We start from the raw sequence: 12,473 nt of genomic DNA, 5'->3' as shown, positions 1-12,473 counted from the left end.
GCTTGCCCGCGAAGCGCCCGCCAGGGCGCCAATCCCCCCTAAAGGCCTGACCCCGATCCCCATGATTTCCCGCTGCTCACCCCTGTTCCGCTCACTCCGGGCCCCGCTGCTCACCCTGCTGTGCCTCTTGCCCCTTGCAACCCAAGCCGCCGAACCCACAGCCGCCGCACCCAAGGCCTACCTGAGCCTGATCATCGACGACCTCGGCCAGAACCTGCCCCGTGACCGTCGCGTACTGGCCCTGCCCGGCCCGGTAACCACGGCGATCATGCCCGACACGCCCCACGCTGCCGAATTCGCCCGCGAGGCCCATCGCGCCGGCAAGATCGTCATCCTGCACATGCCCATGGACCCGGCCACCGGGCCGTTCGCCTGGCACCCCGAATTGCCCATCGAAGAGTTGCAAAAACGCCTGGAAGCCGCCTTCCAGGCCGTGCCCTACACCAGCGGCATCAACAACCATATGGGCAGCCGCATGACCGCCCAACCCCAGGCCATGGCCTGGCTGATGGCTGACTTGCAGCGCCGCCACAAGTTCTTCGTCGACAGCCGCACCAGCGCCCAGACAGTCGCCGCCGCCGAAGCGCAGAAGATCGGCCTGGCCAGTGTTTCCCGGGATGTATTCCTGGATGACGAGCGCACCGAAGCGGCGATTGCCCAGCAGCTACAGACAGCGATCAAGCTGGCCCGCAAACAGGGTTCGGCGGTGATGATCGGCCACCCTTATCCACAGACCCTGGCGGTGCTCGAGCGCGAACTGCCCAAGCTCAAGGCCCAGGGCATCGAGTGGATCGATATCAAGTCGATGATCAGTCTGCGCAGCAACCAGGCCATGGCGGGGCATGGCAAGAATGGGGTTTATCGCTAAAGCCCTTCGCCGTAGGAGCTGGCTTGCCAGCGAAGCGCCTACAGATAGCGCCCCATGATCTCTTCCACCACCCCCTCTTTGCGCATCTGCTCCAGGGCGGCCTGCAGCTTGGCCACCACCTCGTCAGACACGTCCTTGTTCAGGGCCAGGTACAGCTCGGCACTATTGAAGCGCAGCACGGTCTTGAGGCCGGTGATGCCTTCCTGCTTGGCCAGATAACGTCCGGCCGGGTCGCCGGTGGCCCAGAGGTCAATCTGCCCCGCCACCAGCTTCTTGGCATTGTCCTGGTCCCGCAGCACCACCTGGGGTGCCAGGCCCTGCTTGGTCAGGGTCTCGGCAATGGCATCGCCCTTATAGGCGCCGATCTTGTATTTGCGCGCCTGTTCCAGGGATTCGAGGGTGATCTTGCTGCCGGCCTTGGCCAGCATGATCCAGTCATCCGGGCCAATGGGGCCGACCCACTTGAACAGCGGTTCGCGGTCCGGCAGACGCGCCATGACGAACACGCCATAGCCCGGTTGCTCCAGGGCCATCTTGTAGATGCGCTCCCAGGGGAAACGCAGGGTCAGGCTGTAGTTGACCCCGGCACGCTTGAACATTTCGCGGACGATATCCACGGCAATGCCATCGATATTCTCGCCTTGAGCGAAGTTCTTGCCGTTCTTGGCCATGTTGTAGGGGGGAAAGTTTTCCGTCAGCAGCACCAGGGAGGTGTCGGCGGTTTCAGCGGCGCGGGCCAGGCTGCCAAGGAGCAGCGAAGCGCTGGCGACAACCACAAGAAGACGTTTGAACATGACGGGTTACCAGAATCCATGGCGTGCTCAAGAGTGCCGCGAGCACGCCATGCTGTCCAGTGGCTATCGCACAACAATCCCGCGCTGGGCCATATAGGCCTTGGCCTCGGGAACCGTGTATTCGCCGAAGTGGAAAATGCTCGCCGCCAGCACTGCACTGGCGTGGCCTTCAATGATGCCGTCGGCCAGGTGCTGGAGGTTGCCGACGCCGCCGGAAGCGATCACCGGAATACCCAGCGCATCACTGATGGCCCGGGTCACGCCCAGGTCAAAGCCGTTTTTCATGCCGTCCTGATCCATGCTGGTCAGTAGGATTTCGCCGGCACCCAGGCCTTCCATCTTCTTCGCCCACTCCACCGCGTCCAGCCCGGTGGGCTTGCGCCCGCCATGGGTGAAGATCTCCCAGCGCGGGGTTTCGCCCGGGCCGGAGACTTTCTTCGCGTCGATGGCGACCACGATGCACTGGGAACCGAAGTGCTGCGCCGCTTCGCCGACGAACTCGGGGTTGAACACTGCTGCGGTGTTGATCGAAACCTTGTCCGCGCCGGCATTGAGCAAGTTGCGGATGTCCTGCACGGTGCGCACACCACCGCCCACGGTCAGCGGGATGAACACCTGGCTGGCCATGCGCTCGACGGTATGCAGGGTGGTATCGCGCCCATCGACGCTGGCGGTGATATCGAGGAAGGTGATCTCGTCGGCGCCCTGCTCGTCGTAGCGTCGAGCGATTTCCACCGGATCGCCGGCGTCACGGATGTTCTCGAACTTGACGCCCTTGACCACCCGGCCGTTGTCCACGTCCAGGCAAGGGATGATGCGTTTGGCCAGTGCCATGGCGAGTCCTCAGCCTTGGTACGAATCGCAGAAAGCCTGGGCTTCTGCGACATCGAGGGTGCCTTCATAGATCGCGCGGCCAGTAATGGCGCCGATGATTCCTGGAGCCTTGGCATCCAGCAGGGCCTTGATGTCGCCCAGGTTGTGGATACCGCCGGAAGCGATCACCGGGATCTTGGTGGCCGCCGCCAGGGCTGCGGTGAACGGCACGTTGCAGCCCTGCATCATGCCGTCTTTGGCGATGTCGGTATAAACGATGGCGGACACGCCGTCGGCTTCGAAACGCTTGGCCAGGTCGATCACTTGCACGCTGCTGACTTCAGCCCAGCCATCGGTGGCGACGAAGCCATCCTTGGCGTCCAGGCCAACGATGACCTTGCCCGGGAAAGCACGGCAAGCCTGGGCAACGAACTCCGGCTCCTTGACCGCCTTGGTGCCGATGATCACGTAGCTCACGCCGGCCTTCACATAGTGTTCGATGGTTTCCAGGGAGCGGATGCCGCCACCGATCTGGATCGGCAGATTCGGGTAACGCTTGGCGATCGCGGTCACCACCTCGCCGTTCACCGGCTGGCCTTCGAAGGCACCGTTGAGGTCCACCAGATGCAGACGACGGCAACCGCCTTCAACCCACTTGGCAGCCATGCTCACCGGGTCATCGGAGAACACCGTGGAATCTTCCATGCGGCCCTGGCGCAGACGTACACAGGCACCGTCTTTAAGATCGATAGCGGGAATAATCAGCATCTGGCAAACCTTCAAATTCGATTGTTCAGCTTCACTCGAAAATCAATTTTTCTCGAGCGCCCACAGGTCGCTTTCGATGCTCTCGAACCTCTCTTTGAGGTGCGTCTGCACATCGAAAATCGCCCGGTTGTAATAGTGCGGAGCAATTTCGCGGGTAAACAGCTCAAGAATTTCCGCCGCCTCGAACGAGCCCAGGTCGAGCTCGAAACGGTCCTCCATGAAGCGCTTGATCTTGTGCGTCGCCTCACTCTCCTGTTCGGTAGTGAGGGTCAGGATCGGCGGCTTGGACTTCTTGATCGCCATTACCAGCGACCGTCCCAGGCCGCGAAGTTCTGCAGCAACTGCAGGCCGTGGGTATGGCTCTTCTCCGGGTGGAACTGCACGGCGAAACGCGAGCCGTCGGCCAGCGCTGCGGCAAAGTCCACGCCATAGTGACCGCTGCCTACCACCTGCCGGGCATTGCCGGCATTGATGTAGTAGCTGTGCACGAAGTAGAAGCGCGCCAGGTCCGCAATGTTGTGCCACAGCGGATGGTCCACCGCCTGCTTCACCTCGTTCCAGCCCATGTGCGGCACCTTCAGGTGTTCGCCATCCTCGATCAGGCCCTTGCCGAAGAACTTCACCTGGCCGGGAAACAGGCCGATGCAGTCAACACCCTCGTTCTCTTCGCTGTGGTCGAGCAAGGCTTGCATGCCCACGCAGATGCCGAGGAAAGGACGATCCTGGCTGACTTCACGCACCAGGGCGTCGAAGCCCAGGCGACGGATCTCGGCCATGCAATCGCGAATGGCACCCACGCCGGGAAACACCACCCGGTCGGCTTCGCGAATCACGTTGGCATCACTGGTGATCAACACCTTGCCGGCGCCCACGTGCTCCAGGGCCTTGGCCACCGAGTGCAGGTTGCCCATGCCGTAGTCGATAACGGCGACGGTCTGCATTACAGCACGCCCTTGGTGGACGGCATCTGGCCGGCCATACGCTCGTCCAGCTCCACCGCCATGCGCAGTGCACGGCCGAAGGCCTTGAACACGGTCTCGATCTGGTGGTGCGTGTTGGTGCCGCGCAGGGTATCGATGTGCAGGGTCACGTTGGCGTGGTTGACGAAGCCCTGGAAGAATTCCTGGAACAGGTCAACGTCGAAACCGCCGACAGTGGCGCGGGTGAAGGGTACGTGCATCTGCAGGCCGGGACGGCCAGAGAAGTCGATTACCACGCGGGACAGGGCTTCATCCAGCGGCACATAGGCGTGACCGTAGCGACGGATGCCCTTCTTGTCGCCGATGGCCTTGCTGAACGCCTGGCCGAGAGTGATACCGACATCCTCCACGGTGTGGTGGTCGTCGATATGCAGGTCGCCCTTGCTTTCGATGTCCAGGTCGATCAGCCCGTGCCGGGCGATCTGGTCCAGCATGTGCTCAAGGAAGGGCACGCCGATATCGAATCGGGCCTTTCCGGTGCCATCCAGGTTGATCGAGGCTTTGATCTGGGTTTCCAGAGTGTCGCGCTCGACAGATGCCTTACGTTCGGCCATCACCAGCTCCGCAAAATCATTGGGCGAAAAAGGCGAATAGTATAGGCCCGACGGCGGCCAAACAGAAACACGCTGGACAATATCCTGACGGGCGCCAGCCAATGGCTACGGGGCTGTACCTGTCATGACAAGCGGCGAAGCGTTCGCCGGCCAGCCGGCTCCTACGTAGGAGCTGGCTGGCCAGCGAAGCCCTTAATGGAACAGCACCGCCGTCTTCTGCAGGGTGACCCACACGCCCCACGCCAGGGGAATGCCCACGGCCAGCCAGGCAGCGATCACCAGCGGCTGGCTGGCGGACGAAGCTTTCCACTCCAGCACGACGCTGCTGTCAGCGCCCTTGTCGTGGCCCAGAGCCTGCTCGGCCGCCAGTTGCTCGTCGGTCATGAAGTACTTGTCGGCTACCGGGCGCACCAGCAGGTTGCACAGGAAGCCCAGCACCAGCAGGCCGGCGAGGATGTACAGGGTGATGTCGTAGGCCGCGGCGCGTTCGACGCCGATGCTCAGCTGATACTCACGCAGGTAGTTCACCAGCACCGGGCCCAGTACGCCCGCCGCCGCCCAGGCAGTCAGCAGGCGACCGTGGATCGCACCCACCATTTGTGTCCCGAACAGGTCCGCCAGGTAGGCCGGAACTGTGGCGAAACCACCGCCGTACATCGACAGGATGATGCAGAACGCCGCCACGAACAGGGCGATGTTGCCCAGGTGGCCGAGGTTCGGAATCAGCGCGTAGAGGGCAAAGCCCAGGGCGAAGAACACGAAGTAGGTGTTCTTGCGACCCAGGTAGTCGGAGAACGACGCCCAGAAGAACCGCCCGCCGATGTTGAACAGGCTCAACAGACCGGTGAAGCCGGCAGCGATGGCGGCGATCTGCGCCAGTTGCCCGGCATCCAGCTGGCTAAAGGTCAGGTCGTTGCCCAGCAACTTGCCGGCGAACACTTCCTGCAGCAGCGGCGACGCCATGCCGAGGATGCCGATACCGGCCGATACGTTGAGGCACAGCACCAGCCAGACCAGGCGGAACTGCGGAGTCTTCCAGGCCACGTTCACGTGCACATGGCGGTGGGTGATCATCGCATTGGCGGCTTTCTTCGCCGGCGCAGTCCAACCTTCAGGTTTCCAGCCGGTCGGCGGAACCCGATAGGCCAGGGCGCCGCCGATCATGAACACGAAGTAGATCGCGGCCATCACCAAAAAGCTCTGCCACACGCCGACGCTGGTAGGCGTGGCGAAGTAGCTCATCAGGGCTGCCGCCAGGGGCGCGCCCACCATGGCGCCACCGCCAAAGCCCATGATCGCCATGCCGGTGGCCATGCCGCGCTTGTCCGGGAACCACTTGATCAGGGTCGACACCGGGGAAATGTAGCCCAGGCCCAGGCCAATACCGCCGATGACCCCGGAGCCAATCCACATCAGCCAGATCTGGTGGGTGTAGATCCCCAACGCCGAAATCAGCAGGCCGCCGCACCAGCACAGCGCGGAAACCACCCCTGCCTTGCGCGGCCCGGCATGTTCCAGCCAGCCGCCCCAGATCGCTGCCGAGCAGCCCAGGAAGATGAAGAACAGGGTGTAGATCCAGCCGAGCATGGAGATCGGCCAGTCACACTGGGACGAAAAGACCTGCTCGATAAAACCCATGCCCGGCGCACACGCCACTGGCGCACCGATGCCCAGCGCCTTGGACAGCGGCAGCCAGAACACCGAAAAGCCGTAGGCCATGCCGATGCACAGATGAATGGCCAGAGCGGCCGGTGGGACCAGCCAACGGTTGAAGCCGGGCTTGGCAATGATGCGTTCTTTGGACAAGAACGCTGGCTGAGCAGACGGACTGGCCGCCGCGTTGCTAGAGCTCATGGATGTTTCCCCCAATTATTAGAATTGTTCATCGGCCACTCATCTGCGACGACCTTGGCACGCGGGCGCGGTCGTTTTATTGAGTAAAGCTCCATTTGGGCAGACGCGACATTAAGTCGCACAAGGGCGAACGAACCGCGAGAGGTTACCATTTGCGACAAACTAAAAAACCAAACTGACATTACCTTTTTTCCCGCAACTGCTTCGCCCGCAGGCCAGGCCACTGGCAAAAAAATGGCCGCCACGACGAAAAAACCTCTAACTGCAATGGGTGACCAGTCGTCAGGTTCAGAGCGTTATACTCCCTCGCTAAATTTTGAATTCGACATACAAGGACTCGCCCATGAAAGCGTTCGGCAAAATCCTGGGTCTGGTAATTCTCGGGCTGTTGCTGATCATCGTGGCTCTCGGCTTCGCCTTGACCCACCTGTTTGATCCCAACGACTACAAAGAAGAGATTCGCCAGATTGCCCGCGACAAGGCCCACATCGAGCTGACGCTCAATGGCGACATCGGCTGGAGCCTGTTCCCCTGGCTCGGACTGGAACTGCACGACGCCGGCGTGGCCACCCTGGCCAACCCGACCCAACCTTTCGCCGACCTGCAGATGCTTGGTCTGTCGGTCCGGGTATTACCGCTGCTGCGCCGTGAAGTGCAGATGAGCGATGTGCGGGTCGAAGGCCTCAACCTGCGCCTGAACCGCGACAAGGATGGCCACGGCAACTGGCAGGACATCGGCAAGACCGCTCCTACCGACAAGCAGGCCGCAACCCCGGCCACCAGCACCGGCGAAGCGGGCCAGCCAAGCGTCGGCGCAGACAAGCCCTCGCAACCGATCCGCCTGGACATCGACAGCCTGACCGTGAACAACGCCCGGGTTGAGTACAACGATGAGCAGACCGGCAAGCAGTTCACCGCCGAAAGCATCCAACTGAGCACCGGGCCGATCCACGAAGCCAGCAACACCCCGGTCAAGCTCACCGCCTTCCTCGCCAGCACCCAGCCCGCCGTGCGCGTGCGCACCGAACTCAATGGCGAGCTGCGCTTCGACCGCGCCCTGCAGCGCTACCAGTTCGAAGACATGCGCCTGTCCGGCGAAGCTACCGGTGACCCGCTGCAAGGCAAGACCCTGACCTTCGCTGCCCAGGGCCAGCTGTTGCTGGACAAGGCCGCCAACGTCGGCCAGTGGACCGGCCTGAAAGTCTCCCTCAACCAGCTGCGCGCCCTGGGCGAACTCAAGGTCAATGACCTGGACAAGACCCCGCAGATCAGCGGCGGAATTTCCATTGCCCAGTTCGACCTGGCGAAATTCGTCGACAGCATCGGCCAGCCCCTGCCGGCCATGGCCGAAGGCAGCCTGAGCAAGGTCGAGCTGGTCAGCCGCCTGCAAGGCACGCCCAGCAGCCTGGCCCTGGAAGACCTGAACCTGAAGCTCGACGACAGCGCCTTCAGTGGCCGCCTGGCCATCGAGGACTTCGACAAGCAATCCCTGCGCGCTCAGCTCAAGGGCGACACCTTCAATGTCGACCGCTACCTGCCGCCCAAATCCGCCGCAGCCAACAGTGCCGCCACAGCACGCAAGGCTGAGGTGCAAAGCAGCGAAGCCGACGCCATGGCCGGCGCCGGCACCACGCCGCTGCCCAACGCCCCGACCAAGGGCGCCTGGAGCACCGACAAGCTGCTGCCAGTGGAGCGCCTGAGCAAACTCGACGTCGATGCCGACCTGAGTTTTGGCCAGTTGACCCTGGACAAGCTGCCGATCCAGAACGCCGCGCTCAAGGCCAGCGGCCAGGGCGGCCAGCTCAAGCTTTCCAGCCTGCGGGGCGAGCTGTACAACGGCAGTTTCGAAGCCAGCGGCAATCTCGATGTGCGCCAGAGCACACCGCAGTTGAGCCTGCAGACCAAGATCAACCGCGTACCGGTGGAACGCATCCTGGAAAGCCAGGGCCAGAATCCTCCGGTCAAAGGCCTGGTGACTCTGAACAGCAACCTCAGTGGCAGCGGCAACAGCCAGAAAGCGCTGATCGATAGCCTCAACGGTACTGCCAGCTTCGTGATCAACAACGGCGTGCTGCTCAACGCCAACATCGAACAGCAGCTGTGCCAGGGCATCGCGGTGCTCAACCGCAAGAACCTCAGCAGCACGCCACGGGGCAAGGACACACCGTTCCAGGAGCTCAAGGGCAACCTGACGTTTCGCAACGGCGTGGCCAGCAACCCGGACCTGAAAGTGCGCATCCCCGGCATGACCGTCAACGGCAATGGTGATATCGACCTGCGGGTGCTGGGCATGGACTACCGGGTCGGCATCGTCGTCGAGGGCGACCTCAGCGACAATCCGGACCCGGCCTGCCAGGTCGGCGAACGCTTTACTGGTGTTGAACTGCCGCTGCGCTGCCGGGGCCCGCTGGAGCTGGGGGCCAAGGCCTGCCGCTTGGACAAGGACGGCCTGGGCCAGGTTGCCGCCAAGCTGGCCGGTGACCGGCTGCAGCAGAAGATCGACGAGAAACTCGGTGACAAGGTCAGCCCGGAACTGAAGAACGCACTCAAGGGGTTGTTCAAGCGATGAGAGCCGAGGCCTTTGCACCGGCGGTGCTGGACTGGTACGACCGCCATGGTCGCCACGACCTGCCCTGGCAGCAGGACATCAACCCGTATCGGGTGTGGGTCTCGGAGATCATGCTGCAACAGACCCAGGTCAGCACCGTGCTCAACTACTTCGACCGCTTCATGGCCTCACTCCCCACGGTGCAGGCCCTGGCCGAGGCCCCGGAAGACGAAGTGCTGCACCTGTGGACCGGCCTGGGCTACTACACCCGGGCGCGCAACCTGCAAAAGACCGCGAAGATCGTCATGGCCGAATACGGCGGCGAGTTTCCCCGGGACGTGGAGCAACTCACCGAGTTGCCGGGCATCGGCCTGTCCACCGCCGGCGCCATCGCCAGCATCAGCATGGGCCTGCGGGCACCGATTCTCGACGGCAACGTCAAGCGGGTGCTGGCCCGCTTCACCGCCCAGGAGGGCTACCCGGGGGAACCCAAGGTGGCCAAGCAGCTGTGGGCCGCCGCAGAACGCTTCACGCCCCACAGCCGGGTCAACCACTACACCCAGGCGATGATGGACCTGGGGGCGACCCTCTGTACCCGGAGCAAGCCCAGCTGCCTGTTGTGCCCTCTGGAGCGCGGCTGCGAAGCCCACATGCTCGGCCTGGAAACCCGCTACCCGATTCCCAAGCCGCGCAAGGAGGTGCCGCAGAAGCGCACCCTGATGCCGTTGCTGGCTAACCGCGAAGGCGCCATCCTGCTCTACCGACGCCCCTCCAGCGGGCTCTGGGGCGGCCTCTGGAGCCTGCCGGAGCTGGACGACCTGCAAGACATCCAGCACCTGGCCCTGCAGCACTCCCTGGAACTGGGCCAGCAACAGCAAATGCCCGGCCTGGTGCACACCTTTAGCCACTTCCAATTGGCCATCGAGCCCTGGCTGGTCCGGGTCGAAGAGTCGGCGCTGCACGTCGCCGAGGCCGACTGGCTCTGGTATAACCTCGCCACCCCGCCGCGCCTGGGCCTTGCCGCCCCGGTGAAGACACTGCTCAAACGCGCGGCCGAAGTCTTGAATGCAGGAGAGTCGTCATGACCCGCACCGTAATGTGCCGCAAATACCAGGAAGAACTACCAGGCCTGGAACGCCCCCCGTACCCGGGCGCCAAAGGCCAGGATATTTTCGAACACGTTTCGGCCAAGGCCTGGGCTGACTGGCAGAAACACCAGACCCTGCTGATCAACGAAAAGCGCCTGAACATGATGAATGCCGAAGATCGCAAATATCTGCAGGGCGAGATGGACAAATTTTTCTCCGGCGAGGAATACGCCAAGGCCGACGGCTACGTGCCACCGGCTGAGTAAACCCGCTGAAAATCGGGGGTGGAACGTAAGCGACGGTAATAATTAAACATTTTTTTCAAAACTTGCTTGACGCCCCCCTGAAAAACCCGTTTAATGCGCCCCGTTGCCCAGATAGCTCAGTCGGTAGAGCAGGGGATTGAAAATCCCCGTGTCGGCGGTTCGATTCCGTCTCTGGGCACCACCTTCAGCTTTCAGGTGGTGTTTACATCACGTGAAAGCAACCAGAAAACCCGCCTAGTGCGGGTTTTTTGTTGCCTGTCATTCAGCCCTTCCCTTCCCCCTGCTCGACACCCCGGCCTTCTTTCCTGCACAACCAAGCCGCTGCGCGACCATCACGCCACCCACACAGCGCATCACGCCTCGCTTTTTCTCAAGCGTTCACTTAAGTGAAGTACCATTTTGAGATAATCATCTTTTGATATTCGAGCAGAACCCCTATAGAACAGGGCCTATGGCAAAAAAATCATAGATAATTTTTTCGGCTTTCGAGATGTTTGCACAATGCCTGCATTCTTCCATCACGATCTTGAGCTGCTAAACCCATCCTTCGACTCCCCTCTGGTGGACGTGCTGAGCGAGCTTGAGCACCTTCGGCGCTTGCGATTGGAAGGCGATACGCCTCCTGCGGTCTTCTATCAGCTGAAAACGATCTTCCACATCCTGGAAAGCCTGGGTTCGGCGCGCATCGAGGGCAACCACACAACGCTTGCCGACTACATCGAGAGCAAGGTGGAAGGCACAGCCCAGGACTCCGACCCGTTACGCGAAGTGGCGAACATCGAAAAAGCCATGGATTACATCGAGCAAACCATTGGCCCGGGAACACCAATCACCGAGCTCACCATCAGAGAGCTGCACGCGATGACCGTCCAGGACCTGGAGCGAGAGGGCGATAAGACGCCTGGAGCGTATCGCCAGGGCGAAGTACAGATCGCTCAGGCCGCCCACCTACCTCCTGATGCCCTGATGGTACCCAGCTACATGCAAGAGCTGGTGGAGTTCGTCAATCGGGAGGACCTCCCCAAATACGACCTGATGAAAGTGGCCTTGACCCATCACCGGTTTGGTTGGATTCACCCATTTGGCAACGGCAATGGCCGCGTGGTGCGCCTCCTGACTTATGCACAGCTGATGAAATATGGCTTCAACGTCGATACGGGTGGCCGTGTACTCAACCCTACCGCTGTTTTCTTCAATGATCGGGAACGTTACTACGCCATGCTCGCCACCGCGGACCAAGGAACCAAGGCCGGGCTGGAGACCTGGTGCACTTACGTTCTAGAGGGCATTAGGGACGACCTGGAAAAGGTCAATCGCCTCACCGACTACCGCTACCTGACCCGGCACATCCTGGCTCCTGCCATTACCTTTGCTCGGGATCGACAATGGATCACTGCAGCGGAAGAAACGGTACTGACCACAGCGATCAAGTCAGGCGTTGTTAAGTCGAGCGACATCGCCCAGGTACTGCCCAAGCTGACTGCCGGACAAAGGACCTATCAAATAAAGAAACTGGTGGACCAGGGCATGCTATTGCCCATCAGCGCCAACGCCCGGCAATACACCATCGGTTTCTCCAACAGCTACCTCATCAGAGGAATGATCAAGGCACTTCGAGAGCAAGGGTTCATACCGGCACCGCTTGAGGCGCCATGACACTCTCTCGGACTCTCCAAGGGCGCCCAGAATCAAACTGATCCTGGGGCTGGCGCAGCGCCCACGCCAATCAGAAGGCCTTATCCGCCCGCTCCATCGCCTGCCCCTGGGCCACATCGAGCAGAGCCACGCCATCACCGAGCAACAGCGCGGCGATGTCGGCGATCTGGAACAGGTCGCTGGCATCAGCCGTTTGCGCGGTCATGCAGGACAGGCTGTTCATCAGTTTGTGAAGGGCGCGTATGCGCTGATCAGCGCAAGCCCTCACCTGGTGACTGAAAGTA

General features: G+C 61.8%; 13 protein-coding genes and 1 tRNA gene. 6 read left to right on the top strand and 8 right to left on the bottom strand.

Annotated elements, in window-relative coordinates:
* Nucleotides 1-61 precede the first annotated feature (61 nt).
* Complete coding sequence (locus P7C00_RS02335) at nucleotides 62-868, top strand: divergent polysaccharide deacetylase family protein (protein ID WP_346634186.1); 807 nt, start codon at nucleotides 62-64, stop codon at nucleotides 866-868.
* A gap of 38 nt (nucleotides 869-906) precedes the next feature.
* Here P7C00_RS02335 and P7C00_RS02330 read toward each other — a convergent pair whose 3' ends face one another.
* The 7 genes from P7C00_RS02330 to P7C00_RS02300 form a co-directional block, all read right to left on the bottom strand.
* Nucleotides 907-1,662, bottom strand: coding sequence for a substrate-binding periplasmic protein (locus P7C00_RS02330; RefSeq protein ID WP_404938075.1), 756 nt, complete (start codon nucleotides 1,660-1,662; stop codon nucleotides 907-909).
* Nucleotides 1,663-1,725: 63 nt separating this feature from the next.
* Nucleotides 1,726-2,496, bottom strand: a complete 771-nt coding sequence (gene hisF / locus P7C00_RS02325; protein WP_015633827.1) for an imidazole glycerol phosphate synthase subunit HisF — start codon at nucleotides 2,494-2,496, stop codon at nucleotides 1,726-1,728.
* A 9-nt stretch (nucleotides 2,497-2,505) separates the two neighbouring features.
* On the bottom strand, nucleotides 2,506-3,243 hold the full coding sequence (gene hisA, locus P7C00_RS02320; protein WP_019093879.1) for a 1-(5-phosphoribosyl)-5-[(5-phosphoribosylamino)methylideneamino]imidazole-4-carboxamide isomerase: 738 nt from the start codon (nucleotides 3,241-3,243) through the stop codon (nucleotides 2,506-2,508).
* A gap of 42 nt (nucleotides 3,244-3,285) precedes the next feature.
* Complete coding sequence (locus P7C00_RS02315; RefSeq protein WP_123724143.1) at nucleotides 3,286-3,546, bottom strand: DUF2164 domain-containing protein; 261 nt, start codon at nucleotides 3,544-3,546, stop codon at nucleotides 3,286-3,288.
* Nucleotides 3,546-4,184, bottom strand: coding sequence for an imidazole glycerol phosphate synthase subunit HisH (gene hisH, locus P7C00_RS02310; RefSeq protein ID WP_123724144.1), 639 nt, complete (start codon nucleotides 4,182-4,184; stop codon nucleotides 3,546-3,548). Before hisH ends, P7C00_RS02315 begins: the two co-directional genes overlap by 1 nt.
* Nucleotides 4,184-4,777 (bottom strand): imidazoleglycerol-phosphate dehydratase HisB, encoded by a 594-nt coding sequence (hisB, locus tag P7C00_RS02305; RefSeq protein WP_011058736.1) that lies wholly within the window; start codon nucleotides 4,775-4,777, stop codon nucleotides 4,184-4,186. Before hisB ends, hisH begins: the two co-directional genes overlap by 1 nt.
* Before the next feature lie 192 nt (nucleotides 4,778-4,969).
* Nucleotides 4,970-6,631 (bottom strand): OFA family MFS transporter, encoded by a 1,662-nt coding sequence (locus P7C00_RS02300; protein WP_346634184.1) that lies wholly within the window; start codon nucleotides 6,629-6,631, stop codon nucleotides 4,970-4,972.
* Nucleotides 6,632-6,974: 343 nt separating this feature from the next.
* Here P7C00_RS02300 and P7C00_RS02295 point away from each other — a divergent pair, with 343 nt between their 5' ends.
* The 5 genes from P7C00_RS02295 to P7C00_RS02275 all read left to right on the top strand — a co-directional run bounded on the left by P7C00_RS02295 (nucleotide 6,975) and on the right by P7C00_RS02275 (nucleotide 12,189).
* Entirely contained in the window at nucleotides 6,975-9,200 is a 2,226-nt protein-coding gene (locus P7C00_RS02295) for an AsmA family protein (protein WP_404938074.1), read from the top strand.
* On the top strand, nucleotides 9,197-10,264 hold the full coding sequence (mutY, locus tag P7C00_RS02290) for an A/G-specific adenine glycosylase (protein WP_404938073.1): 1,068 nt from the start codon (nucleotides 9,197-9,199) through the stop codon (nucleotides 10,262-10,264). The genes P7C00_RS02295 and mutY overlap by 4 nt, the downstream gene beginning before the upstream one ends.
* Nucleotides 10,261-10,533 (top strand): oxidative damage protection protein, encoded by a 273-nt coding sequence (locus tag P7C00_RS02285; RefSeq protein ID WP_015633824.1) that lies wholly within the window; start codon nucleotides 10,261-10,263, stop codon nucleotides 10,531-10,533. The genes mutY and P7C00_RS02285 overlap by 4 nt, the downstream gene beginning before the upstream one ends.
* 105 nt (nucleotides 10,534-10,638) lie before the next feature.
* Nucleotides 10,639-10,714: transfer RNA gene (locus P7C00_RS02280), tRNA-Phe, on the top strand.
* 320 nt (nucleotides 10,715-11,034) lie between these two features.
* On the top strand, nucleotides 11,035-12,189 hold the full coding sequence (locus tag P7C00_RS02275; RefSeq protein WP_404938072.1) for a Fic family protein: 1,155 nt from the start codon (nucleotides 11,035-11,037) through the stop codon (nucleotides 12,187-12,189).
* Between the two features lie 70 nt (nucleotides 12,190-12,259).
* Here P7C00_RS02275 and P7C00_RS02270 read toward each other — a convergent pair whose 3' ends face one another.
* Nucleotides 12,260-12,412 (bottom strand): hypothetical protein, encoded by a 153-nt coding sequence (locus tag P7C00_RS02270; protein WP_346634180.1) that lies wholly within the window; start codon nucleotides 12,410-12,412, stop codon nucleotides 12,260-12,262.
* Nucleotides 12,413-12,473 lie beyond the last annotated feature (61 nt).

It is taken from the genome of Pseudomonas sp. JDS08PS003, assembly GCF_045013505.1.
Taxonomy (GTDB): domain Bacteria; phylum Pseudomonadota; class Gammaproteobacteria; order Pseudomonadales; family Pseudomonadaceae; genus Aquipseudomonas; species Aquipseudomonas protegens_B.
This window is presented reverse-complemented; position numbering and strand designations above follow the sequence as displayed.